This window comes from Leucobacter sp. PH1c (assembly GCF_000633415.1).
Taxonomy (GTDB): domain Bacteria; phylum Actinomycetota; class Actinomycetes; order Actinomycetales; family Microbacteriaceae; genus Leucobacter.
The window spans coordinates 86,792-111,452 of sequence record NZ_AYMV01000018.1 but is presented as its reverse complement, the minus strand read 5'-3'; the positions used below and the strand labels follow the sequence as shown (position 1 = coordinate 111,452).

Annotated in this window: 22 protein-coding genes; 21 read left to right on the top strand and 1 reads right to left on the bottom strand. The window is 71.0% G+C overall.

The features are described from left to right. Positions 1 to 21 precede the first annotated feature (21 nt). The 20 genes from U874_RS0106205 (at position 22) to msrA (ending at position 23,431) form a co-directional block, all read left to right on the top strand. Positions 22 to 1,578: a Mur ligase family protein gene (locus U874_RS0106205; protein WP_025133674.1), complete on the top strand. Its 1,557-nt coding sequence runs from the start codon at positions 22 to 24 to the stop codon at positions 1,576 to 1,578. Next, entirely contained in the window at positions 1,575 to 2,984 is a 1,410-nt protein-coding gene (gene murF / locus U874_RS0106200) for a UDP-N-acetylmuramoyl-tripeptide--D-alanyl-D-alanine ligase (RefSeq protein WP_025133673.1), read from the top strand. Before U874_RS0106205 ends, murF begins: the two co-directional genes overlap by 4 nt. Further along, entirely contained in the window at positions 2,981 to 4,066 is a 1,086-nt protein-coding gene (gene mraY, locus U874_RS0106195; RefSeq protein WP_025133672.1) for a phospho-N-acetylmuramoyl-pentapeptide-transferase, read from the top strand. The genes murF and mraY overlap by 4 nt, the downstream gene beginning before the upstream one ends. A 26-nt stretch (positions 4,067 to 4,092) precedes the next feature. After that, the gene (gene murD / locus U874_RS0106190; protein WP_025133671.1) at positions 4,093 to 5,613 is read left to right on the top strand and encodes a UDP-N-acetylmuramoyl-L-alanine--D-glutamate ligase; all 1,521 of its coding nucleotides are present in this window, start codon (positions 4,093 to 4,095) and stop codon (positions 5,611 to 5,613) included. A gap of 5 nt (positions 5,614 to 5,618) precedes the next feature. Beyond that, entirely contained in the window at positions 5,619 to 6,851 is a 1,233-nt protein-coding gene (locus U874_RS0106185) for an FtsW/RodA/SpoVE family cell cycle protein (protein ID WP_025133670.1), read from the top strand. Next, a complete protein-coding gene (locus U874_RS0106180; RefSeq protein WP_025133669.1) occupies positions 6,848 to 7,933 on the top strand; it encodes a glycosyltransferase in 1,086 nt (361 codons plus the stop codon). Before U874_RS0106185 ends, U874_RS0106180 begins: the two co-directional genes overlap by 4 nt. Positions 7,934 to 8,051: 118 nt before the next feature. Then, the gene (locus tag U874_RS0106175) at positions 8,052 to 9,434 is read left to right on the top strand and encodes an MFS transporter (protein ID WP_025133668.1); all 1,383 of its coding nucleotides are present in this window, start codon (positions 8,052 to 8,054) and stop codon (positions 9,432 to 9,434) included. Between the two features lie 389 nt (positions 9,435 to 9,823). Next, the gene (murC, locus tag U874_RS0106170; RefSeq protein WP_025133667.1) at positions 9,824 to 11,248 is read left to right on the top strand and encodes a UDP-N-acetylmuramate--L-alanine ligase; all 1,425 of its coding nucleotides are present in this window, start codon (positions 9,824 to 9,826) and stop codon (positions 11,246 to 11,248) included. A gap of 140 nt (positions 11,249 to 11,388) precedes the next feature. Then, positions 11,389 to 12,612: a cell division protein FtsQ/DivIB gene (locus U874_RS14730; RefSeq protein WP_157834221.1), complete on the top strand. Its 1,224-nt coding sequence runs from the start codon at positions 11,389 to 11,391 to the stop codon at positions 12,610 to 12,612. Positions 12,613 to 12,803: 191 nt separating this feature from the next. Continuing rightward, positions 12,804 to 14,033 (top strand): cell division protein FtsZ, encoded by a 1,230-nt coding sequence (gene ftsZ / locus U874_RS0106155; RefSeq protein WP_025133665.1) that lies wholly within the window; start codon positions 12,804 to 12,806, stop codon positions 14,031 to 14,033. A 5-nt stretch (positions 14,034 to 14,038) separates the two neighbouring features. After that, the gene (locus tag U874_RS0106150; RefSeq protein WP_025133664.1) at positions 14,039 to 14,734 is read left to right on the top strand and encodes a YggS family pyridoxal phosphate-dependent enzyme; all 696 of its coding nucleotides are present in this window, start codon (positions 14,039 to 14,041) and stop codon (positions 14,732 to 14,734) included. A 30-nt stretch (positions 14,735 to 14,764) separates the two neighbouring features. Then, a complete protein-coding gene (locus U874_RS0106145) occupies positions 14,765 to 15,265 on the top strand; it encodes a cell division protein SepF (protein ID WP_025133663.1) in 501 nt (166 codons plus the stop codon). A 3-nt stretch (positions 15,266 to 15,268) separates the two neighbouring features. Continuing rightward, positions 15,269 to 15,565, top strand: a complete 297-nt coding sequence (locus tag U874_RS0106140; RefSeq protein ID WP_025133662.1) for a YggT family protein — start codon at positions 15,269 to 15,271, stop codon at positions 15,563 to 15,565. A gap of 110 nt (positions 15,566 to 15,675) precedes the next feature. Beyond that, a complete protein-coding gene (locus tag U874_RS0106135; protein ID WP_025133661.1) occupies positions 15,676 to 16,350 on the top strand; it encodes a DivIVA domain-containing protein in 675 nt (224 codons plus the stop codon). A 9-nt stretch (positions 16,351 to 16,359) separates the two neighbouring features. Beyond that, a complete protein-coding gene (gene lspA / locus U874_RS0106130) occupies positions 16,360 to 17,121 on the top strand; it encodes a signal peptidase II (RefSeq protein ID WP_232755879.1) in 762 nt (253 codons plus the stop codon). Next, positions 17,108 to 18,040, top strand: coding sequence for an RluA family pseudouridine synthase (locus U874_RS0106125; RefSeq protein ID WP_025133659.1), 933 nt, complete (start codon positions 17,108 to 17,110; stop codon positions 18,038 to 18,040). The genes lspA and U874_RS0106125 overlap by 14 nt, the downstream gene beginning before the upstream one ends. A 174-nt stretch (positions 18,041 to 18,214) precedes the next feature. Continuing rightward, complete coding sequence (locus tag U874_RS15510; protein WP_157834220.1) at positions 18,215 to 18,361, top strand: hypothetical protein; 147 nt, start codon at positions 18,215 to 18,217, stop codon at positions 18,359 to 18,361. Positions 18,362 to 18,509: 148 nt separating this feature from the next. Continuing rightward, positions 18,510 to 22,019: a DNA polymerase III subunit alpha gene (gene dnaE / locus U874_RS0106115; protein ID WP_051582822.1), complete on the top strand. Its 3,510-nt coding sequence runs from the start codon at positions 18,510 to 18,512 to the stop codon at positions 22,017 to 22,019. 42 nt (positions 22,020 to 22,061) lie between these two features. Then, the gene (gene nadE / locus U874_RS0106110) at positions 22,062 to 22,907 is read left to right on the top strand and encodes an ammonia-dependent NAD(+) synthetase (protein ID WP_198525820.1); all 846 of its coding nucleotides are present in this window, start codon (positions 22,062 to 22,064) and stop codon (positions 22,905 to 22,907) included. After that, on the top strand, positions 22,904 to 23,431 hold the full coding sequence (msrA, locus tag U874_RS0106105; protein WP_025133656.1) for a peptide-methionine (S)-S-oxide reductase MsrA: 528 nt from the start codon (positions 22,904 to 22,906) through the stop codon (positions 23,429 to 23,431). Before nadE ends, msrA begins: the two co-directional genes overlap by 4 nt. 12 nt (positions 23,432 to 23,443) lie before the next feature. On the opposite strand, the gene ssb is transcribed toward msrA, so the two are convergent. Next, a complete protein-coding gene (ssb, locus tag U874_RS0106100; protein WP_025133655.1) occupies positions 23,444 to 23,938 on the bottom strand; it encodes a single-stranded DNA-binding protein in 495 nt (164 codons plus the stop codon). Positions 23,939 to 24,169: 231 nt separating this feature from the next. On the opposite strand from ssb, the gene U874_RS0106095 reads away from it, so the two are divergent. Beyond that, a complete protein-coding gene (locus U874_RS0106095) occupies positions 24,170 to 24,658 on the top strand; it encodes a hypothetical protein (protein WP_025133654.1) in 489 nt (162 codons plus the stop codon). Positions 24,659 to 24,661: the final 3 nt, after the last annotated feature.

Here is a 24,661-nt window from a genome sequence, read left to right as displayed (position 1 = left end):
GCCCGCAGGAGGCACACCCACGTGAGTACCGGAGATGCGCTGAGCATTCGCCCGCAGACCCCCGCCCCGTTCCCGCTCGCCGAGCTCGTCGAGCGCTTCGCGCTCGTACCGGACGGCGCGCTCGACGATGCGACGGTGACCGGCGTCTCGCTCGACTCGCGCGACGTGCGAGCGGGGGACCTGTACATCGGCATGCCCGGGGCGAAGCGCCACGGCGCCGAGTTCGCGGCGCAGGCCGCCGGGCTCGGCGCGCACGCGATGCTCACGGACGCGGCGGGCGCCGAGCGCGCGCGGGCTGCCGGCGTGGAGCTCCCCGTGCTCGTCTCCGCGGCCCACCCGCGCGAACTGCTCGGCGCGGTCTCCGCCGCCGTGTACCGCACCGACGACTTCGCGCCCGCCATGCTCGGCGTGACGGGCACCAACGGGAAGACGAGCGTCGTGTACCTCCTCGCGGAGCTCATGCACGCCGCGGGCCTCACCCCGGGGCTCAGCTCCACCGCCGAGCGCCGCGTGGGCGACGAGGTCATCCCCGCGAACCTCACGAGCCCCGAGGCCTCCGAGCTCCACGGGCTCCTCGCCCGCATGCGCGAGCGCTCCGTCGACGCGGTCGCGATCGAGGTCTCCGCGCAGGCGGTCGTGCGGCACCGCCTCGACGGCGTCCACTTCGACGTGGTCGCCTTCAACAACTTCTCCCAGGACCACCTCGACGAGTTCGGCGATCTCGAGTCGTACTTCGCCGCCAAGCTCGCGCTCTTCACCCCGGAGCGCGCGAGCCGCGGTGTAGTCGTCGTCGACTCGCCGGCGGGCCAGCGGGTCGCCCGCGAGTCGCAGATCCCGGTCACCCGACTCGCGACGGAGTACGGCCAGCAGGCCGACTGGCACCTCGCGATCACCTCGCAGACGCTCGACGGCGTCTCCTTCGTGCTCCAGGGCCCCGAGGGCGCCCACTTCCGCGGCAGCGTGCCCGTGTTCGGCCGGTTCATGGCGGAGAACGCGGCGCTCGCGCTCATCATGCTCCACGAGGCGGGCGTGCCGCTCGAGCGCATCGCCGCGGGCCTCGACCGCGGCCGGATCCCCGTCTACATCCCCGGGCGGCTCGAGGAGATGACCGAGCCGGGCTCGCGCGGCCCCCGCTTCTTCGTCGACTACGGCCACACGCCCGGCTCCTTCGAGGCGATGCTCGACGCGCTCGGCGAGGTCGCACCCGGCAAGATCATCTTCATGTTCGGCGCCGACGGCGACCGCGACACGACGAAGCGCGAGGAGATGGGGCGGATCGCCGCCGCGGGCGCCGACACCGTCATCATCTGCGACTACCACCCCCGCTCCGAGCCGCCGGAGGCGATCCGCGCCCAGCTGCTCGCGGGGGCGCGCTCCGCCCAGCACGCCGAGGTCATCGAGGAGGGCGATCCGCGCCGTGCCGTGCGGCTCGCCATTTCGCTCGCTGAAGCGGGGGACGTTATCCTGTATGCCGGTCCCGGACACGAGGATCACCAGGAAATCGCCGGGCAGTTTCTTCCCTACTCGGCGCGTGACGAAGTACGCGGCGCGCTCCGCGAGGCAGGATTGCTCCAGTGATTGAACTGACGCTCGCTGAGATCGCGGCCGCCACCGGCGGACGCCTGGTGCCTGGCGCCTCCGGCGCCGCTCCGGAAACGACCGTGCTGGGCGCGTCCCAGACCGATTCGCGCGAGGTCGGCCCCGGCCAGATCTTCTTCGCCCGCCGCGGCGAGGAGACCGACGGCCATCGCTTCGTGCCGCAGGCGATCGACGCGGGCGCCGCCCTCGTCGTCGCCGAGCGCGAGACGGACGACCGGGTACCCCAGATCATCGTGGCAGACACAACCGACGCGCTCGGCGCCCTCGCGACCGAGGTGGTGCGCCGGGTGCGCGCCGCGGGCGGGCTGACGATCGTCGGCATCACGGGCTCGAACGGCAAGACGACGACGAAGAATCTCGTGGCCGCCATGGCGGAGCGCGTGGGCACGTACGTCGCCTCCGAGAAGTCCTTCAACAACGAGGTGGGCGGTCCGCTCACGATGCTGCGGGTCGAGGACGACACGCGCACCCTCGTCGCCGAGATGGGCGCGAGCGCCGAGGGCGAGATCGCCCGGCTCACCGGAATGGCCCCGCCGCACATCGGCGTCGTGCTCACGGTCGGCCTCGCACACGCCGGGGAGTTCGGCGGGATCGAGACCACGTTCCGCACGAAGAGCGAGATGGTGCGCGACCTTCCGGAGACCGCCGTCGCCGTACTGAACCGCGACGACGCCTACGTCTCGCGCATGGGCGAGCTGACGAACGCGCGCGTGCGCTGGTTCGGCCGCCACCCGGAGGCCGACGTCCGCGCAAGCGACATCGACTCGGACGCGTCGGGCACCCGCTTCACGATCCACGCCGACGGCGAGGCCCTGCCCGTCGTGTTCCGCGTGCTCGGCGAGCACCACGTCACGAACGCGCTGGCCGCTGCGGCGGTGGGCCTCGAGCTCGGACTGTCGCTCGCCGAGATCGTCGCCGCGCTCGAGGGCGCGACCCGCGCCGCGCGCTGGCGCATGGAGGTGATGGGCGGCCGTGACGGCGTGACCATCATCAACGACGCGTACAACGCGAGCCCGGACTCCATGAGTGCGGGGCTGCGCACGCTCGCGCAGATCGCGAAGCCGGGTGGCCGCACGGTCGCCGTGCTCGGCGCGATGAGCGAGCTCGGCGAGTACTCGATCGAGGAGCACATCCGGATCGGCCTCCAGGCCGTCCGCCTGCGCATCTCCGAGCTCGTCGTGGTCGGCGCCGAGGCGCGCAACCTGCACATCAGCGCGATCAACGAGGGATCCTGGGACGGCGAGAGCGTGTTCTTCGAGGATCAGGACGCGGCCTTCGCGTACCTCGAGGGCACACTGCAGCCGAACGACACCGTTCTCGTCAAGTCATCGAACGCCGCGGGCCTCCGCTTCCTCGGCGACCGCCTGGGGGAGGCCTTCGCATGATCGCCCTGTTGATCGCCGGCGGGTTCTCGCTGCTCTACTCGCTGCTGCTCACGCCCGTGTTCGTGCGCATCTTCAACCGCCTCAAGTGGGGCCAGCCGATCCGCGTCGACGGGCCCAAGGAGCACGAGGTGAAGCGGGGCACGCCCACCATGGGCGGCATCATCTTCCTCTCCGGCTCCGTCCTCGCCTACTTCCTCGGGAAGCTGATCATGGGGGAGACGCCGACCCCGTCGGCCCTGCTCGTGATCCTCATGGCTGTTGGCGCCGGCCTCGTCGGCTTCATCGACGACTTCATGAAGACGCGGCAGCAGCAGTCCGCGGGACTCGGCGGCTGGGCGAAGATCGCGGGCCAGGTCATCATCGCGGTGTCCTTCGCGCTCCTCGGCCTCCAGTTCGCGAACGAGTCCGGGCTCACCCCCGTCTCGACGCACATCTCGCTCTTCCGCGATCTGCCGTTCGACTTCATGAGCCTCGGCGCTGTCGTCGGCGTGATCCTCGTGATCGTCTGGGTGATGCTCATCGTCACCGCGACCACGAATGCCGTGAACGTCACGGACGGCCTCGACGGCCTCGCCGCGGGCTCCGCGATCTTCGCCTTCGGCGCGTACCTCGTGATCGGCTTCTGGCAGGCCTCGCAGAACTGCGCGACCACCGCCTACGAGGCCGGCTGCTACGCCACCCGGGACCCCATGGACCTCGCCGTGATCGCGGCGGCGTTCCTCGGCGGCGTCGCCGGCTTCCTCTGGTGGAACACGAACCCCGCCCAGATCTTCATGGGCGACACGGGCTCGATGGGCATTGGCGGCGCGATCGCCGCCCTCGCGATCCTGAGCCGCACGGAGCTCCTCCTCGTGCTCATCGGCGGCCTCTTCATCATCGAGACCGGCTCCGTGATCGTCCAGCGCCTCTACTTCAAGGCGACGAAGGGCAAGCGGATCTTCCTCATGAGCCCGATCCACCACCACTTCGAGCTGAAGGGCTGGGCCGAGGTCACCGTCGTCGTGCGGTTCTGGATCATCGCCGGGCTCTTCGTCGTCGCGGGCGTCGGCGCCTTCTACGGCGAATGGCTGCTGCAGCAGTGACGTCGGACGATCGGACAGGAGCAGACATGACCGAGGCGCAGGATCACGCGGCGACCGTCGCGGCGCGCGTGCAGGGGCTGAGCAGCTGGCACCACGACTGGACGCGCCTGCGCGTCGCGGTGCTCGGCCTCGGCGTGACCGGCTTCTCCGTTGCGGACACGCTCGTCGAGCTGGGCGCCCGCGTGCGGGTGATCTTCGGCGCGCCGGATCCGGATCGGGAGCGCCTGCTCGACGTGATCGGCTCCGAGCGGTTCTCGGCGAGCGATGACGCCGCCCAGCTCGCCGACCTCATCGAGTTCGATCCCGAGCTCGTCATCGTGTCGCCGGGATACCGCCCCGACCACCCGCTCACGGAGTGGGCCGCGGGCGCCGGGGTGACCGTCTGGGGCGACATCGAACTGGGCTGGCGCCTCCGCGACAAGACGGGGCGGATCGCCGACTGGATCTGCATCACCGGCACGAACGGGAAGACCACCACCACGCAGCTCACGGCGCACATGCTCGCCGCGGGCGGCCTGCGCGTCACTCCCGCCGGCAACATCGGCACGCCGGTCCTCGATGCGCTCCGCGACCCGCAGGGCTACGACGCGATCGTGGTGGAGCTGTCGAGCTTCCAGCTGGAGCGCCTCGGCGCCATCTCTCCGTACGCGAGCGCCTGCCTGAACTTCGCGGACGACCACCTCGACTGGCACGGCAGCGCCGCAGCGTACTGGGCCGCGAAAGCCAAGGTGTACGCCGGCACGCAGGTCGCGTGCATCTACAACCGCACCGACGCCGCGACCGAGCGCATGGTCGAGGAGGCCGACGTCGTCGAGGGCGCGCGCGCCATCAGCTTCGGCCTCGACACGCCCCCGCCGAGCGGCTTCGGCATCGTCGAGGGGATCCTCGTCGACCGCGGCTTCCACGCGGAGCGCCGGGGCGAGGCTTACGAGCTCGTCACGATCGACGAGCTCGCGGAGCGCGACCTCGCGGCTCCCCACATGGTGCAGAACGTGCTCGCCGCCGCCGCGCTCGCCCGCTCGCGCGGGGTCGAGCCCGCCGAGATCGCGCGCGCGATCCTGAGCTTCGAACCGGATCCCCATCGCACCCAGCGCCTCGGCGAGCGCGCAGGCGTGCACTGGATCGACGACTCGAAGGCGACCAACGCGCACGCCGCCGACGCGTCGCTCCGGGCGCTCCACGACGTCGTGTGGATCGTCGGTGGTCTCCTCAAGGGCGTCGACATCGATCAGCTCGTCGCCGCGCACGCGCACCGCCTCCGCGGGGCCGTGGTGATCGGCGTCGACCGCGAACCCGTCCTCGCGGCGCTCCGCGCCCACCTGGGGGAGCGGCCGATCATCGAGATCGACGCGAGCGACGCCAGCGACGCGACCGGCTCAGACGACGCCAGCGGTTCCGTGATGGGCGCCGCCGTCTCCGCGGCCGCGGGCATCGCCCAGCCGGGCGACACCGTGCTGCTCTCGCCCGCGGCGGCATCCATGGACCAGTTCGAGAGCTACGCGGATCGCGGGCGGCAGTTCCAGGCCGCCGTCGCTGAGCTCGGGTGACCCGAATGGCGGCGGGGCAGACGGCGCGCGGCGAACGCGCCTCCGGGGTCGCCCGGATCTCCCTCGGCGCTGTGCTGCGCACGGGCACCGACCGCACCGTGATCGCACTGTACGCGATCACGCTCCTCCTGGTCGGCTTCGGGCTGATCATGGTGCTGTCCTCGTCCTCGATCACCTCGTACTTGAACGATCAGGGCTTCTTCGGAGGATTCTGGCGGCAGGCGACGTTCGCGATCGTCGGCCTGCCCATGATGCTGCTCGCCGCCGCCATGCCGATCGACTTCTGGAAGAAGTGGGCCTGGTGGCTCTTCGGCTTCGGCCTGCTGCTCCAGATGCTCGTCTTCACGCCGCTCGGCATCGAGGTGTACGGCAACCGGAACTGGATCCAGATCGGCAGCTTCGGTGCGCAGCCCTCCGAAGCGCTGAAGCTCGCGCTCGTGGTCTGGGTCGGCACGGTGCTGCTGCGCAAGGAGCCGCTGCTCGGCGACATGAAACACGAGCTCATCCCCGTGGTGATCCCCGGCGCCCTGCTCGCGCTCGGCGTCGTGCTGCTCGGCAAGGACCTCGGCACCGTGCTCATCATGGCGGGCATGGTCTTCGGCGCGATGTACTTCGGCGGCGTGAGCTGGAAGAGCCTCACGGTCACGGCGATCGGCGGCCTGCTCGCCGTCGTGTTCTTCGTCGTCACGAGTCAGAACCGGCTCGACCGGCTGTTCGGGCACGCGGCGGGCAACACCGACTACTCCGGTCTCGGCTGGCAGCCGCTCCACGGACGCTGGGCGCTCGCGGGCGGCGGCCTCTTCGGCGTCGGCCTCGGCGGATCCAAAGCCAAGTGGTCGTGGCTCCCCGCAGCCGACAACGACTACATCTTCGCGATCATCGGCGAGGAGCTCGGCCTCATCGGCGCGCTGCTCGTGATCGCCATGTTCGTCGCGCTCACGGTCGTGATGCTCCGCGTCATCTCCCGTGCCCGCGACCGCTTCGGCAAGGCGGTGGTCGGCGGCATCCTCGTCTGGATCGTCGGTCAGGCGCTCGTCAACATCGGCGTCGTGCTCGAGGTGTTCCCCGTGCTCGGCGTCCCCCTGCCCCTCATCAGTTCCGGCGGAACGGCCCTCGTCGTCTGCCTCGCCGCGATCGGCGTGGTGATCTCCATCGCCCGCGACGGCGCCATCTACCAGGCCGAACTGGCCGCGGCCGGGGGAGCCCGGCCCCACGAAAGGACTCGGAAGAAGCGATGACCCGCTACCTGCTCGCCGGAGGCGGCACCGCCGGCCACGTGAACCCGCTGCTCGCGCTCGCCGACCTGATCCGCGGCACGGAGCCCGACGCGGAGATCGTGGTGCTCGGAACGAAGGAGGGGCTCGAGGCCCGCCTCGTGCCCGAGCGCGGCTACGAGCTCGTCACGATCGCACGCCTGCCGTTCCCGCGCCGGCCGAACCTCGCCGCGCTGCAGTTCCCCGCGCGCTTCGCCCGCGCCGTGCGCGAGGTGCGCGAGCTGATCCGCGCCCGCCGCATCGACGTGGTCGTCGGCTTCGGCGGCTACGCCGCAGCGCCCGCGTACCGCGCCGGCGCGAAGGAGCAGGTGCCCGTCGTGATCCACGAGGCGAACGCGCGCCCCGGCATGGCGAACCGCATGGGCGCCCGCCGTACCCCCTACGTCGGCGTCACCTTCGCGGGCACGCCGATCCCGAACGCCCGCGTGACCGGCATGCCCCTCCGCCCCGAGATCACCGGGCTCGACCGACCCGCCCTGCGCGCCTCGGCGCGCGCGCACTTCGGCCTCGATCCCGCGCGGCGCACGCTGCTCGTCACGGGCGGATCGCTCGGCGCCCGCGCGATCAATCGCGGCATCTCCGGCTCGGCTGCCGAGATCGTCGCCGCGGGCGTGCAGGTGCTGCACGTCTGGGGCGGACTCACCGAGATCGAGGATCCCGGTGTCGACGGATACCACGTGATCCCGTACTGCGACCGCATGGACCTCGCGTTCGCGGCGTGCGACCTCGCCGTCTCCCGCGCCGGCTCGACGACCGTGAGCGAGCTCGCCGGCCTCGGCGTCCCCGCCGTCTTCGTGCCCTACGCCGTCGGCAACGGCGAGCAGCGCTTCAACGCGGCCGGCGTCGTCTCCGCGGGTGGCGCGCTGCTCGTCGAGGACGCCGAACTGACGCCCGAGTGGGTGCGCGGCACCCTGCTCCCGCTCCTCGCGGACGACGCGCGTCTCGCCGACATGGGGGAGCGTGCCCGGAGCGCCGGCAGCCTCGACGGCACCGAGCGGCTGCTCGCCCTTGTGCACGAGGCCGTCGCGGCGGCTCCGACCCGCTAAGCTCGTCTCATGCGCGTGATGCTCCTCCTTCGGAGCCGCGGCGGGGTCTGAGCCGACCGGCTCCCCGTCCGCGGCGGCAGCGTCCTGCCGGTCTCCGACCCTCGTCTGGAGTTTCCGCATGCACGTCCCCGCCCGCCTCTGGATCATGCTCGCCGTAATGGTCGTCGCCCAGGCGGCGACCACCGTCGTCGCGGCGGCGCCCGCCTTCCTCATCCCGCACCTGCACGCCGCGGGGCTGAGCCTCGCCGAGGCAGGCTTCCTCGCGGGTGCCCCGAACCTCGGGCTCGTCGCGGCCCTCGTCCTCTGGGGCGCGGCGACCGACCGCTTCGGGGAGCGGCGCGTGCTCATCATCGGCCTCGCGGCGACGGTGCTCACGGTCGCCGCGGCGATGGCTGCGGCGGTCGTGGGCGGCGGCCCCGGGGCTGGTGCTGGTGCCGGTGCTGATGCCGGCTCGGCCGGCATCGCTGCGCTCCTCCCGCTTGGGATCGCGCTCGTCGCCTGCGGCGCGGCCTCCGCCTGCACGAACAGCGCCAGCGGGCGACTGATCACGGGGTGGTTCCCCGCGGAGCGGCGCGGGCTCGCCATGGGGATCCGGCAGACCTGTCAGCCGCTCGGCATGGCGGTGGCGGCGCTCGGCGTGCCGCCCCTCGCCGCGGGCTTCGGCATGGGTGCGGCGCTCGCGCTCGGTGGCGTGCTCGTGCTCGTGAGCCTCGTCGCGGTTGTCGCCGTGGTGCGCGACCCGGAGCGCGCTCCGCGCCCGGCGCGGGGAGCGGGATCCGGCTCGGGCTCACCGTCCGGGACCGGGGTGGCGGCCGCCCCCGCGCGCCCCAGCACCCCCTATCGCGGCTCCGCGACCCTGCTCCGCATCCACGCGGCCTCCGTGCTGCTCGTCGTTCCGCAGTTCGCGCTGTCGACGTTCGGGCTCGTCTGGTTCACGGTCGGCTTCGGCTGGAGCGCACTCGCCGCTGGCGCGCTCGTGGCGGGCGCGCAGTTCGCCGGGGCCGCGGGGCGCATCCTCGTCGGGGTGTGGAGCGATCGCGCGGGCTCGCGCCTCCGCCCCCTCCGCATCGTGGCCATCGCGGGCATCGTCACGCTGCTCACCGCGGCCGCGTGCGGGTGGCTCGAGTGGGGCATCCCGGCGGCCGTGGCCTACGTGATCGCGTGCTGCGTGAGCGTGGCCGACAACGGGCTGGCATTCACCGCCGTCGCCGAACTCGCGGGGCCGTCCTGGGCGGGCCGGGCGCTCGGCATCCAGAACACGGGGCAGTTCCTCGCGGCTGCGGCGGTGGGCCCGGTCGTGGGCGCGGCGATCGGCCTGTTCGGGATCCCCGCCACGCTCGCCCTCGTGGCGCTGGCCCCGGCGCTTGCGGTCCCGGTGGTCCCCCCGCCTTCGGCGGAGCGCGCCCCGGCAGAGCCGCCTGCACCGTCCGCGCCGTCTGCACCGTCCGGCTCGGGGTCGCTCGCGCCGCCCGCATCTCGCAGAACATCGCATCGACTCTGATCCGGTATCCGGGGTCGATACCGGATCAGAGTCGAGCCGATCTGCGTCGCGAGGGCGGCAACGGCTCGGGTGGTCCGTGCGCCCCGCGCCCGGCCCCCACACGCACCGCTTTCCTCGGAGAAATCTCGAATCTCGGACGTTTTCGCGGGTTTCGCTCCGAGATCCGCGATTTCTCCGAGAGTTCTGAGGCGCGGACGGCGAGCCGAGAGATCGGAGGCGCGGACGGCGAGCCGAGCGGCCGGAGGCGCGGAGCGGCGACCCGCGGGATCCAAGGCTCGAGGCAGAGTCGACCAGCGAGTCCCGAGCACACCGCGCGCCGCGCCGCACGCGACCGGGCGCCCCGCAGGGTCCGCGCGGTACGCTTGACTGTCGACCCGCTAGGAGGATCCATGATCTACCCCGATCTCGAACTGACCATCCCCGATGAGCTCGGAAAGGTCCACTTCGTCGGCATCGGCGGTTCCGGCATGAGCGGGATCGCGCGGATGATGCACCAGGCGGGTGTCACGGTTACGGGGTCCGACCGCAGCGCGAACTACTCGACCGCAGCGCTCGAGGAAATCGGGATCCCCGTGTTCATCGGGCATGACGCCGCCAACGTCGGAGACGCCGACACTCTCGTCGTCACCGGAGCGCTCTGGCAGGACAACCCCGAGTACCAGCGGGCCCTCGCCACGGACATGCCCGTGCTGCACCGCTCGCAGGCGCTCGCCTGGCTCGCGCGGGGCAAGCGCGTCGTCTCGGTCGCGGGTGCGCACGGCAAGACCACCTCGACGGGGATGATCGTGACCGGCCTGCTCGGTGCGGGCGCGGATCCCTCGTTCGTGAACGGCGGCATCATCGAATCGCTCGGCGTGAGCTCGGGTCCCGGCACGGACGATCTCTTCGTGATCGAGGCCGACGAGTCGGACAAATCGTTCCTCCTCTACGACACGGCGATCGCGCTCATCACGAACGTGGACCCCGAGCACCTCGACTTCTACGGCTCACGCGAGGCGTTCATGCAGGCCTTCGTCGACTTCGCCCGCGGCGCCCGCGAGCAGATCGTGATCTCCTCCGACGACCCCGGCGCGCTCGAGGTGCTCGGCGCCCTGCGCGCGGACGCGGCGGCGCACGCCCCCATCCGCACCTTCGGGGAGGCCGCCGACGCGGACGTGCGGATCACCGCGATCGACGATTCGGGGCCCGTTCGCTTCACGGTCGCCATCGACGGTGCCGAGTACAGCGCCCAGCTCGCCGTGTACGGGCGCCACAACGCGGTGAACGCGGTGGGTGCGCTCTCAGTTCTCACGGGTCTCGGCTTCGAGCCCGCCGCGGCGCTCGCCGCGATTTCCGAGTTCGGCGGCACGAAGCGCCGCTTCGAGTTCCACGCCGAGGTGGGCGGCGTGCGCGTGTACGACGACTACGCGCACCACCCGACCGAGGTGGCGGCCCTGCTCGACTCGGCGCGCGCCGTCGTGGGCGAGGGGCGCCTCGTGGCGATCCACCAGCCGCACCTGTTCAGCCGCACGAGACTCTTCCACCGGGAGTTCGCCGAGGTGCTCGAGGCCGGGGCGGATCACACCGTCGTGCTCTCGGTCGACGGCGCCCGCGAGGATCCGGTCGAGGGCGTGACCGGCGCGCTCGTGTCGAACGACTTCGCCGACGCGAGCAAGGTCGCCTACATCGACGACTGGGCCCGCGCGGCCGAGTACCTCGCGGAGATCGCCCGCCCGGGGGACGTCATGGTCACGATGAGCTGCGGCACCGTCTACCAGATCATCCCGCAGGTCGTCGCTGCGCTGCGCGGTCGCTTCGAGGTCACCGAGCAGTGAAGCGGCCGAGCGGGTTCGACCGGGCGCCTGAGCGCCCGGAAGCCGTCCCGCCCGCGGTCGAACCGCAGCTCCCGCTGAGCGGGGGGCTCGAATCCGCCGGATCCGGCGCTGGATCCCCGTCGACGCCTCACGATCCCGACGTGACGGCCGACGGTGCTGCAGCCAGTGAGCCCGCCCAGCAGCGCGCAGCGCCCCGGCGCAGCGTGCTCGACCGACTTCGCTCGGGCCTCCCGGGCGAGCGCTCGGGATCGGCGGCCGCGCGTGCCGAGGCGGCGCCTCCCGCGACCGCGCCTCCCGCAACCGCCGCTCCCGAGGCGGCGGAGGCGGCGACCGTCGACCTGTCCGCCGTCCGCGCGTCCCGCGCCGGCGCCGGCGTCGACCCCGCGACTCCCCGCGGGGACGAGGACCTGCTCGCGACCGAGGCCTACGACGACCTGGACATCGAGGCGCACGAGCCCGCGCCGGGGAGCGGTTCGCCCGACGGTGCATCCGCGGGCGAACTCCTTGACTCCACGGGCGGCGCTGCCGCCGGCGGATCGGGTTCCGGATCCGGATCCGTGCTGGCGCAGTGGCGAGCCGGCCGCGAGGCCGATCCGGTGCGCGCCGCCGAGCGTCGGGTGCGCGCCGCCGAGCGGCAGCGCAAGGCCCAGCTGCGCCGCGAGCGCCAGCGCTTCACGGTGGCCGCGCGGCGTCGCAGGCGGATCTGGCTGGTCGTGCTCTCCGCGGTCGGCGGGCTCGCCCTCTTCGTCGCCGCGGGCGTGTTCACCCCGCTCATGGCGGTGCGCGAGATCCAGCTCGTCGGCGCGACGACGGTCCCCGAGGATGAGGTGCGCGCGGCGCTCGCCCGCTTCGACGGCGTGCCGCTCGCGCTCGTCGACGACGCCGACGTGCACCGGGCGCTCGAGCCCTTCCCGCTGATCCAGCGCTACGCGGTGGAGCGGATTCCGCCGCACACGCTCACGATCCGGATCGAAGAGCGCGTGCCCGTGGTCTCGCTGCCGGAGGGCGACGGGGTCGCGCTGTACGACGCGGCCGGCGTGCTCCTCGGCACCGCCGAGCAGGCGCCGGCCGGCGTGCCGCTCGGCAGCGGGGCGCTCACGGATCGCGCCTCGCAGGCGTACCGCTCAGCGACGCGTGCGCTGCGCGATATGCCCGCGGAGCTGCGCGCCCAGATCACGGCCGTGACGGCGTCGAGCGGGCAGGACGTGACGTTCACGCTCGCGAGCGGCATCGAAGTGATGTGGGGCGACGCTGAGCAGTCGCGGCGGAAGGCGGCGGTGCTGAGCACGATGCTGGCCTCGCTCGGCGACCGCGAGGTCACGCACATCGATGTCTCGTCGACGGAGGCGCCGGTCTTCCGCTAGCTCGGAGCGGGGGCCGCGGAATCGGGGACGCATTCGCGCGCCGCGCCGATCTTTCGCGATTCTGGCGCGGCGCGCGGCGTGTCTGCCGCACGGGGGAGCGCCCGCGCCCTACCGTGGACCCCAGAAACGTATTCAGCAATACTAACTTTAAACTTCATGTAGAGGTTGAAGGTTAGGGGCGGAGGATCCAGGTGTCAGGGAACCAGAACTACCTCGCGGTAATCAAGGTCGTCGGTGTCGGCGGTGGCGGCGTCAACGCGGTCAACCGCATGATCGAGCTCGGTCTGCGCGGTGTCGAGTTCATCGCTGTGAACACCGACGCGCAGGCGCTGCTGCTGAGCGACGCCGACGTGAAGCTCGACGTCGGGCGCGAGCTCACCCGCGGGCTCGGCGCCGGCGCCGACCCCGAGGTGGGTCGCCGCGCCGCGGAGGACCACGCCGAGGAGATCGAGGAGGCGCTCACGGGCGCCGATATGGTCTTCGTCACGGCGGGCGAGGGCGGCGGCACCGGCACCGGTGCGGCTCCCGTCGTCGCGCGCATCGCGAAGTCGATTGGCGCACTGACCATCGGTGTCGTCACCCGCCCCTTCAGCTTCGAGGGCAAGCGCCGCGCCGCGCAGGCCGACGCGGGCGTCAACACGCTCCGCGAGGCCGTCGACACGCTCATCGTCGTGCCGAACGACCGCCTCCTCGACATCAGCGAGCCCGGCATCAGCATGATCGAGGCCTTCGCGGCCGCCGACCAGGTGCTCCTCGCGGGCGTCTCGGGCATCACCGATCTGATCACGACGCCCGGCCTCATCAACCTCGACTTCGCCGATGTGAAGTCGGTCATGCAGGGGGCGGGCGCCGCCCTCATGGGCATCGGATCCGCGCGCGGCGCCGATCGCGCGATCAAGGCCGCCGAGCTGGCCGTCGCCTCCCCGCTGCTCGAAGCCTCCGTCGAGGGCGCCCACGGCGTGCTGCTCTCCATCCAGGGTTCCTCGAACCTCGCGCTCAGCGAGATCTACGAGGCCTCCACGCTCGTGCAGGACGTCGTGCACCCCGAGGCGAACATCATCTTCGGTACCGTGATCGACGACACCCTTGGCGACGAGGTGCGCGTCACCGTCATCGCCGCGGGCTTCGACGCCGATCAGGCCGTCGCTGCCGCCCCGTCGCCCGAGCGCGGCCGTCGCGGCAGCCACGTCGAGAGCCTCGACGAGGTGCCCGGTGCGCGCTCGGTGTCCGCCGGTGCGACCGCCGACGCCACGGGCCTCGGTTTCCCCGGCTTCAACGCGAACAGCGAGAAGGCCTCCGAGGCCCCCGCGACGGGCCAGTTCGGCGAGATCCTCGCGAACCCGCCGGTCGAGGCGCAGATCAAGGATCCCGCGTTCGACGGCGATGACGACGATCTCGACATCCCCGAGTTCCTGAAGTAGTCGTGATGAGCGAGGCGACGCAGGCGGCCCACCCCGGGCTCGCCGAGCGGCTGGCCGCGGTGCGGGCGGGCGTCGAGGACGCCTGCCGCGCCGCGGGCCGCGCCCCTGAATCGGTCACCACGATCGTCGTGACGAAGTTCCACCCCGCGTCGCTCGTGTCCGCGCTCGCCGAGCTGGGCGTCCGCGACGTGGGGGAGAACCGCCACCAAGAGGCGCAGGCCAAGGCCGCCGAGCTCGCGGATCTCGATCTGAACTGGCACTTCATCGGTCAGCTGCAGACGAAGAAGGCGCGGCAGGCCGCCCGCTACGCGCACGCGATCCACTCGATCGACCGCGCGCGCCTCGTCGACGCGCTCACCGAGCTCGAGCGGCCGATCGACGCGTTCCTGCAGGTGAACCTCACCGACGATCCGGGCCGTGGCGGAATCCCCGCGGACGAACTCGAATCGCTCGCCGAGCACACGCTCGGCAACCCGTCGCTGCGGCTGCGCGGCGTGATGGCGGTCGCCCCGCTCGACGAGGAGCCCGCGCGCGCCTTCGCACGGCTCGCCGGGTACTCCGAGCGCGTCCGCAGCGTCGCGCCCGAGGCGACCGCGATCTCGGCGGGGATGACGCACGACTACGCCGAGGCGATCGCCGCCGGTGCGACACACCTGCGAATCGGCAGCGCAATCACCGGGAATCGACCGGAGCCCCGATAGTCTCGGAGCACCGCACCGTTGGGAGAGAAAATGAGCAATCCGCTGAAGAAGACCATGGTGTTCCTGGGCCTCGCCGAGGAGGAGCTCGAGGAGCAGTCGGCCGCGTCCGAGGAGACCGCCGCGCCCCGCGCCGCGCAGACCCCTGCCGCGGCGAAGCCCGAGCCCGTGCGCGCCGCTCCGGCGCCGCGCGCATCGGTCACGCCGCTGCGCCGCGTGACGCCCACCAGCCAGCCGGTCGCGCAGCCGCTCAACGAGATCCTCACGGTCCACCCGACGGAGTACCGCGACGCGAAGGTCGTCGCCGAGAGCTTCCGCGCGGGCGTTCCGGTGATCATCAACCTCTCCCGCATGGACGAGGGCGACGCGAAGCGGCTCATCGACTTCGCGAGCGGCCTCACGATGGGGCTGAACGGCCGCATCGAGCGCGTCACCAGCAAGGTGTTCCTGCTCTCGCCGGAGCACATCGAGATCGCGGGCGACGAGTCCCGTCAGAACGACAGCGGTTCGTTCTTCGTCTCGCCCTCGGCGTAAGCGGTGGCAGTTCTCGCCGTCCTCCTCCTGGTGCTCCGGATCGCACTGCGGGTGTACACCCTCGTGCTCTGGGCGCGCTTCATCCTCGACTGGGTGACCGTGCTCAACCGGAACTTCCGCCCCCGCGGTGCGTTCGCCGTGATCGTGGAGCTCGTCTACACGATCACCGATCCGCCGATCCGCATGTTCCGGCGGCTGCTCCCGCCGATCCGGCTCGGTCAGGTCTCGATCGACCTGGGCTGGATGCTCACGATGCTCGTCTGCATCATCCTCCTCGCAATCATCCCCGGCCGGTGGTGAGGCGGTTTCTGCGCGAACCCGGCATTCTTTGCTAGCGTGGTGATAGACCGCGTGCGTTCGAGCGTTGTCACAGACCACGTCAGTGGTCCCGAATCGAAAGAGACGAAACGATGGCCCTGACTCCCGAAGACGTCGTGAACCAGAAGTTCACGATCACCAAGTTCCGTGACGGCTACGACCTGGACCAGGTCGACGACTTCCTCGACACGATCGTCGAGGAGCTCCGTCAGCACGAGCAGGAGAAGGACGAGCTTCGCGCGAAGATCGACGAGCTCACCGCGAAGCTCGCCGAGTGCGAGGCCGGGGCCGGGCACGACGGCAACGCCGACGCCGCCCCCTCGGAGCAGACCATCGTCGTCGAGGCGCCCGTCGCCGCCCCCGCAGCGCCCGCGCCCGCCCCCGTGGCGGCCGCAGCCGAGGGCACCCGCCCGGACGCCGTGAAGTCGAGCGCCATGCTGCAGCTCGCGCTCGAGCTGCACGACAAGCACGTGCGCGAGGGCGAGAACACCCGCGACGAGCTCATCTCGGAAGCCGAGTCGAAGCGCGACCAGATGATCCAGGACGCCGAGCGCACCGCGAAGCAGCTGGTCGAGGAAGCCCAGCAGCAGCGCGCCGAGGAGCTGCGTCTCCTGGGCGACGAGCGCAGCGACCTGCAGTTCAAGATCAAGGACCTCCGCCAGTTCGAGAGCGAGTACCGCTCGACCCTGCGCTCCTACATCCAGTCGCAGCTGCGCGGCCTCGACGGCTCGCCCGAGCCGGCCGGCGCACCCGACGGCCTGCAGTAGTCGTCCCGCGTGACCCCCGTCGCTTCCGCGGCACCCGGCGCCACGGCCTCTCGGCCGTGGCGCCGTTGGGTGCCGCTCGTGCTGTTTGTCGTCGCATTCGCCGTCTTCGCCGCGGACCAGCTCGTCAAGAACTGGGTCGTCGCTGAGCTGCCCGAGGGCGTCACGGTGCCCGTGCTCGGCGATGTGCTGCGCTGGCACTTCGTGCGCAACCCCGGCGCGGCGTTCTCGCTCGCGACAGGGCAGACCTGGATCTTCACGATCCTCGCGGCCGTCGTCGTGTTCGTCATCCTGTGGCAGATCCGCCGGCTGCGTTCGCTGCCTTGGGCGCTCTTCCTCGGCCTCCTGCTCGGCGGGGTGCTCGGCAACCTGACCGATCGCCTCACCCGGGAGCCCGGCTTCCCCGAGGGCCACGTGATCGACTTCATCTCGACGCCGTGGATGTGGCTTGGCTTCTCCGAGGCCATCTACAACATCGCCGACATCGGGATCGTCAGCGGCATGATCCTCTTCATCGTGATCACGCTGCTCGGGCTGCCGATCGACGGGCGCACCCGCGCGGAGGCGCGCGCCGCCGAAGCGGCCGCCGAGGCGGCCAAGGCGGAAGCGAAGGCCGAGGCCCAGGCCGCCAAGGCCGGGGCTCAGGCCTCGACTGCTGAGGCCCGGGCCGCGAAGCCGGCGCAGGGGGAGGGAGCCGCAGCGTCGGATCCCGAGCCCGCCGCATCCGAGTCAGACACGAACGAACGCGAGGAGCGCGGCGATGCAGCACCGTAGCCTGCCCGTCCCCGACGGGCTCGCCGGAGAGCGCGTCGACGCCGCGCTCGCGAAGCTGCTCGGATTCTCGCGGAGCTTCGCGGCCGAGATCGCGCAGGGCGGCGGCGTCGCCCTCGACGGGCAGACGCTCGGCAAGTCGGATCGCCTCGCGGCGGGCGGCTGGCTCGAGGTCACCTGGGAGGAGAAGCGCGGCCCCGAGATCATCCCCGTGCACCTGCCCGAGCTCGGGATCGTTCATGACGACGACGACATCGTCGTGATCGACAAGCCCGCGGGTGTCGCGGCGCACCCCTCGCTCGGCTGGGAGGGCCCGACCGTGCTCGGCGCGCTCGCCGGGGCGGGGTACCGCATCGCGACCTCGGGTCCGCCCGAGCGTCAGGGCATCGTGCACCGCCTCGACGCGGGCACGAGCGGCCTCATGGTGGTCGCGAAGAGCGAGCGCGCGTACAGCGAGCTGAAGCGCGCGTTCAAGGAGCGCGAGGTCTCGAAGATCTACCACGCGGTCGTGCAGGGGCACCCGGATCCGTTTTCGGGCACGATCGAGGGGCCGATCGGCCGCCACCCGGGACACGAGTGGAAGTTCGCGGTGACCCGGGACGGCAAGCCCTCCGTCACGCACTACGAGACGCTCGAGGCGTTCCCGTACGCGACGCTGCTCGAGATCGAACTCGAGACGGGCCGCACCCACCAGATCCGCGTGCACATGTCGGCGCAGCGCCACCCGTGCGTGGGCGACGGCATGTACGGCGCGGACCCCACGCTCTCGGAGCGGCTCGGGCTCCGCCGTCAGTGGCTGCACGCCATGCGGCTCGGGTTCCGCCATCCGGGCACGGGCGAGGCTGTGGAGTACTCCTCGCGGTACCCCGCGGATCTGCAGCACGCGCTCGACGTGCTCGCAGGCGTGACGCCCGGCGCCTGAGGCGGGGCGGCTGAGGCGCGGCGCGGGCAGTGCCCGCGCTGCGCGCTGTTCGGATTCGATCGAATACCCCCGCCGGGGATGCACCCGTCTCGCCGAGGTGCTTCACTCGGAGGCATCGGCGGGTTCGGACTTCCTCGGACCCGCTCCGTGGTCGAACCGGGGAGGACGATCGAAATGGCGACGAAGACTCAGGCATCGAAGGTGGCCGTCGGCCGGTGGAACCTGCGCGCGGTGTGCGAGCGATTCCACACCTCGTTCAAGCGCATCACGAACCCCGACGCCGAGTACGCGTGCCCCTGGTGCGCGGGCGACGTGCGCTGATCGCGCCGCGCTCGGAAACGCCGCCGGGACCCCGGGATTGACCCGGCGCTGATCCGCAGGCGGTACCCTGGATGGGTCGGCGAAAGGGGCCCATTCGGTGTCAGAAAAAGACGGTTTCGTTCACCTCCACGTGCACAGCGAGTACTCGATGCTCGACGGTGCGGCTCGGGTGAAACCGCTCATTCAAGCAACCGCGGAGCAGGGCATGCCCGCGATCGCGGTCACCGACCACGGCAACACGTTCGGCGCGTTCGACTTCTGGAAGACGGCGCGCGATCACGGCGTCAACCCGATCATCGGCATCGAGGCGTATGTCACGCCAGGCACGCACCGCAGCGACCGCACGCGCGTACGCTGGGGCGACGGCGGCGGTGACGACGTCTCGGGTGCGGGCGCCTACACGCACATGACGCTCCTCTCGGAGACGACGGAGGGGATGCACAATCTCTTCCGGCTGTCGAGCTACGCCTCCATCGAGGGCTACTACTTCAAGCCGCGCATGGACCGCGAGCTGCTGCAGCAGTACTCGAACGGCCTCATCGCCACGACGGGCTGCCCCTCGGGGGAGATCCAGACCCGGCTGCGCCTCGGACAGTACAAGGAAGCCCGCGAAGCCGCCGCGGAGTTCCAGGCGATCTTCGGCAAGGAGAACTACTTCTGCGAGATCATGGATCACGGTCTCGACATCGAGCGCCGCGTGCAGAAGGACCTGATCGCGATCTCGAAGGATCTCGGGATCCCGCTCGTCGCGACGAATGACCTCCACTACGTGCACGAGGCGGATGCCGAGTCGCACTCGGCCCTCCTCTGCGTGCAGTCCGGTTCGCGGCTCGACGACCCGAACCGCTTCCAGTTCAGCGGCTCCGGCTACTACCTGAAGACCGCGGCCGAGATGCGGCACATCTTCCGCGAGATGCCCGAGGCGTGCGATAACACGCTGCTGATCGCCGAGCGCTGCAATTCCGAGTTCAACACCTCGGCCAACTACATGCCGCGCTACCCCGTTCCCGAGGGCGAGAACGAGGAGAGCTGGTTCATCAAGGAGGTCGAGAAGGGCCTCCACTACCGCTACCCGAACGGCATCCCGGATCCCGTGCGCAAGCAGGCGGAGTACGAGACCGGGGTCATCACGCAGATGGGCTTCCCCGGCTACTTCCTCGTCGTCGCCGACTTCATCAACTGGTCGAAGGACAACGGGATCCGCGTGGGCCCCGGTCGCGGCTCGGGCGCCGGGTCGATGGCCGCCTACGCGATGCGCATCACGGACCTCGATCCGCTGCAGCACGGCCTCATCTTCGAGCGCTTCCTCAACCCGGACCGCGTCTCCATGCCCGACTTCGATGTCGACTTCGATGATCGTCGCCGCGGCGAGGTCATCAAGTACGTGACCGAGAAGTACGGTGACGAGCGCGTCGCGCAGATCGTCACCTACGGCACGATCAAGTCGAAGCAGGCGCTCAAGGACTCCTCCCGCGTGCTCGGCTTCCCCTTCGGCATGGGGGAGAAGCTGACGAAGGCGATGCCCCCCGCCGTCATGGCGAAGGACATCCCGCTCTCCGGGATCACGGACCCGAACCACCCGAGGTACAAGGAGGCCGCGGAGTTCCGCTCGGTGCTCCAGGAGGATCCTGACGCGGCGAAGGTCTACGAGACGGCCCTCGGCCTCGAGGGGCTGAAGCGCCAGTGGGGCGTGCACGCGGCCGGTGTGATCATGTCGAGCGATCCGCTCATCGACATCATCCCCATCATGAAGCGCGAGCAGGACGGCCAGATCGTCACGCAGTTCGACTACCCGACCTGCGAGGGCCTCGGCCTGATCAAGATGGACTTCCTCGGGCTCCGCAACCTGACGATCATCTCCGACGCGCTCGAGAACATCCGCCTCAACCGGGGCGTCGAGCTCGACCTCGAGCGGCTCGAGCTCGACGACACAGAGTCGTACGAGCTGCTGGCGCGCGGCGATACGCTCGGTGTCTTCCAGCTCGATGGCGGCCCCATGCGCGGACTGCTGCGACTCATGAAGCCCGATAACTTCGAGGACATCTCGGCCGTCCTCGCCCTGTACCGACCGGGCCCCATGGGCGCCGACTCGCACACGAACTATGCGCTCCGAAAGAACGGCCTGCAGCCGATCACGCCGATCCACCCGGAGCTCGAGGAGCCGCTCCGAGAGATCCTCGACACCACCTTCGGCCTCATCATCTACCAGGAGCAGGTGATGTCGATCGCCCAGAAGGTGGCGGGCTTCTCGCTCGGCGAGGCGGATATTCTTCGCCGCGCGATGGGTAAGAAGAAGAAAGAGGAGCTCGACAAGCAGTACGCCGGCTTCTCCGGCGGCATGAAGGAGCGCGGCTTCTCGGACGCCGCGATCAAGTCCCTCTGGGACATCCTCCTCCCGTTCTCGGACTACGCCTTCAACAAGGCCCACTCCGCCGCATACGGCGTGGTCTCGTACTGGACCGCCTACCTGAAGGCGCACTACCCGGGCGAGTACATGGCCGCGCTGCTCACGAGCGTCGGCGACTCGAAGGACAAGCTCGCGATCTATCTGAACGAGTGCCGCCGCATGGGCATCAAGGTGCTCCCGCCCGCCGTCAACGACTCGTTCGCGAACTTCTCGGCCGTGGGCGACGACATCCGCTTCGGCCTGGGGGCGATCCGCAACGTCGGCACGAACGTGGTCGAGGCGATCCGCGAGGCCCGGGAGGGCAAGGGCAGCTTCGAGAGCTACCACGACTTCCTCAAGAAGGTGCCGCTCGTCGTGCTCAACAAGCGCACGATCGAGTCGCTGATCAAGGCCGGCGCCTTCGACGGGCTCGGCGGAACGCGCCGCGCGCTCGTGGAGATCCACGAGCAGACGATCGAGAGCGCCGTGAAGGAGAAGCGCGACGCCGAGAACGGCAACGTCGGGTTTGACTTTGACAGCCTCTTCGCGGAGGCGGCCGAGGCCGCGGGGGAGAGCTCGGAGACGGCCTCTCAGGTGCCGGACCGGCCCGAGTGGACAAAGAAGGACAAGCTCTCCTTCGAGCGCGAGATGCTCGGGCTCTACGTCTCGGATCACCCGCTTCGGGGCCTCGACTCGGCCCTCGCGAAGGAGGCGAGCGCCACCGTGCAGCAGGTGACGAACCCCGATGCCTCGCCCGGCTTCGACGGCGAGATCGTGACGATCGCGGGTCTCCTCACGAGCGTGCAGCACCGCACGGCCAAGTCGGGCAACCTCTACGGCATGGTGACGATCGAGGACTTCACGGGCGAGATCCAGGCGCTCTTCATGGGCAAGTCGTACCAGGAGTTCGGCAGCCTGCTGCAGCCAGACTCGATCGTCGCGATCCGCGGCAAGATGAACGCGCGCGACGACGGCATGTCGATGCACGCGTACGGGGTGCGCCCGATCGACGCGGCCGTGCAGGAGGACGCGGAGACGCTCGTGCTCACGATCTCGGACACCCGCGCCACCGAGGAGCTGATGGACGAGCTCAAGCGCACGCTGCTGCGGCACCGGGGCGAGAGCGAGGTACGGCTGAACCTCGTCACGTCGATGGCGATTCGGGTGTTCGAGCTGCCGGTGCAGGTGCGCGTCTCCGCGGATCTCTTTGGTGAGCTCAAGGGCCTGCTCGGCCCGCGCTGCCTGATGCCGCTCGAAGAGGTCATGGCCTGAGCCGCTCCCGGGCTGCCGGAGTAGAGTGGAACCGTGAGCGAGATGCAGCAGGAGATCATCCGTCAGCTCGGGCCGGTTCCCGAGATCGATCCGGCGGCCGAGGTCGCGCGCCGTGTGGACTTCCTCGTGGAGTACGCGCGCTCGATCCCGGGCGTGCGTGGCTTCGTGCTCGGCATCTCGGGCGGGCAGGACTCCTCGCTCGCGGGGCGTCTGGCCCAGCTCGCCGTCGAGCGGCTCCGTGCCGAGGGCGCCGAGGCCGAGTTCGTCGCGGTGCGGCTGCCCTACGCCGTGCAGCGCGATGAGGACGACGCCCAGCTGGCGCTGTCGTTCATCGCCCCTGACCGGGCGGTCTCCGTCGATATCGCACCGGGCACCGACGGCATCGTCGCGCAGGTCGCCGCGGCGATGGGGGAGCCCGTGAGCGATTTCACGCGCGGCAACGTGAAGGCACGCATGCGCATGGTTGCCCAGTACGCGATCGCGGGGGACCGCGGGCTCCTCGTGATCGGCACCGACCATGCCGCCGAGGCGATCACGGGCTTCTTCACGAAGTTCGGCGATGGTGCGGCCGATGTCGTGCCGCTCGCCGGCCTCACGAAGAGCCAGGGTGCCGCGATGCTGCGCGCACTCGATGCGCCGGAGCGGCTCTGGGAGAAGGTGCCGACGGCGGACCTGCTCGACGACCAGCCGGGCCAGTCGGACGAGGCGAGCCTCGGCGTGAGCTATCCCGTCATCGACGCCTACCTGCGCGGTGAAGAGGTTGCGGTGGAGGCGGCCGAGAACCTCGAGCGTCGCTACCGCATGACCGAGCACAAGCGGCAGCTCCCGGTGACGCCGCAGGACACCTGGTGGCGGCCCGAGGCCGATGGAACGGAGACGAGCGCATGACCGAGACGACATACGTCCTTGCGGGCGGCTGCTTCTGGTGCCTCGACGCGGCGTACCGCCAGCTGCGCGGCGTCTCCGAGGTGCTCTCCTGCTACACCGGCGGCACGCTGCCGAACCCGAGCTACCCGCAGGTCTGCACCGGGACGACGGGCCACGCCGAAGCGGTGGCGGTCACGTTTGATCCGGAGACGATTCCCGCCGAGGTGATCCTCGACGCGTTCTTCACGATGCACGATCCGACCCAGTTGAACCGCCAGGGCAACGATGTCGGCACCCAGTACCGCTCCGCCATGTTCCCGGCCGACGCCGAGCAGGCCGAGCGCTTCGAGGCCGCGCGGGCGCGCGCCGCGGAGTGGTGGCCGGGGGAGATCGTGACGACGATCGAGCCGCTCGGTGAGGTGTACCCCGCCGAGGAGGCGCACCAGGACTTCTTCGCGAAGAACCCCACGCAGGGCTACTGCCTCGCCGTCGCGGTGCCGAAGGTGAACAAGGTGCGCGCAGCGTTCTCGGCGTACCTGCGCTGAGCCTGCCCCGCATCAGGCCGCTGCCCGCTCGTCGGCGTCACCCGAGGTGAGGCCAGCTGCCGGGGCCGAGGACGCTCCCGAGGCGGCACTCTGCGCGGCGTCCGGCTGCGCGGTGTCCGGCTGCGCTGGATCGTTCTGGTCGGTGACGGGCGGGGTCTCGGGCGTGAACTGCGTGGTGCCCCAGCGCAGATCCGGACCGACGGCGTCCGCCTCGATCTCGGCGGTGATCCCGGAGCGGTCGCCGCTCTGCCAGGCGCGCATGCGCAGCCTGCCGGCGACGAGCACGCGATCGCCCCGCGTGAGCGAGGCCGCCGCGTGCTCGCCCAAACCGCGGAACGCGTTCACCGTGAACCAGCTCGTCTCCCCGTCCGCCCAGGAGTCGCTCGAACGGTCGTAGCGACGCGTGGTGTGGGCGAGACGGAACGAACACAGAGCGACGTCCGTCGCAGTGCGAAGGAGACGGGGAGAGGTGCCGACGGTACCGACGACGCTGAAGTGTGCGGACATGGGGGCTCGCTTTCTCTGATGGGCCGCGCTCGGTCGCGGTTGGGGAAGGGGGCGAACGGCCCGTGCCGTGCGGGGGTGACGGGCCGTTCGCCCGCCATCAGCTTCCCTCGCTGCCCACCCCGGTGGGCACGCCTGCCCCGTGCTGTGGAGAGCAGCGCCCCGCGGACGGGGATCGCACGGCTGTGAGCGGACGGCCAGCCGCGCCGGAACGGGTGCGCATAGACTGTTCCCGTGACTCCTGGAGCCCTGCCCCGACGCCGCGCGATCGCCGGTGCCGCGATCGCCCTGCTGCTGCCCCTGCTCGCGGGCTGCTCGCTGCTCGAGGGCCCCTCGCCCGAGACGCCGCCGCGGGCCTCCGCCCCGGCCCCGGAGATCGCCCCCGAGCTCGTACCCGGTGGCACGGCGGAGGAGAACCTGCCGTACTTCACCGAGGTGCTGCGCACCTACACCGCAGGCGAGGGCCCCGTGCAGGGCGCCCCCATCGTGCAGGCGGTGACCGATGCCGGCTTCGATCCCGCGCTCATGCAGGTGAGCTTCGACCGCACGAAGACGAACCTCGACGCCGACAACATCTTCGTCTCCGTGCGCGCGGGCGCCGAGTGCCTCATCGGCCAGGTTGTCGCCGCCGATCGCAGCTTCGTCGCCGTGACCGAGCCGGCCGTCGGCCCGCAGCAGGACATCTGCCTCATCGGCACGACGGCGCCCATCGCGGGCCAGTAGCCG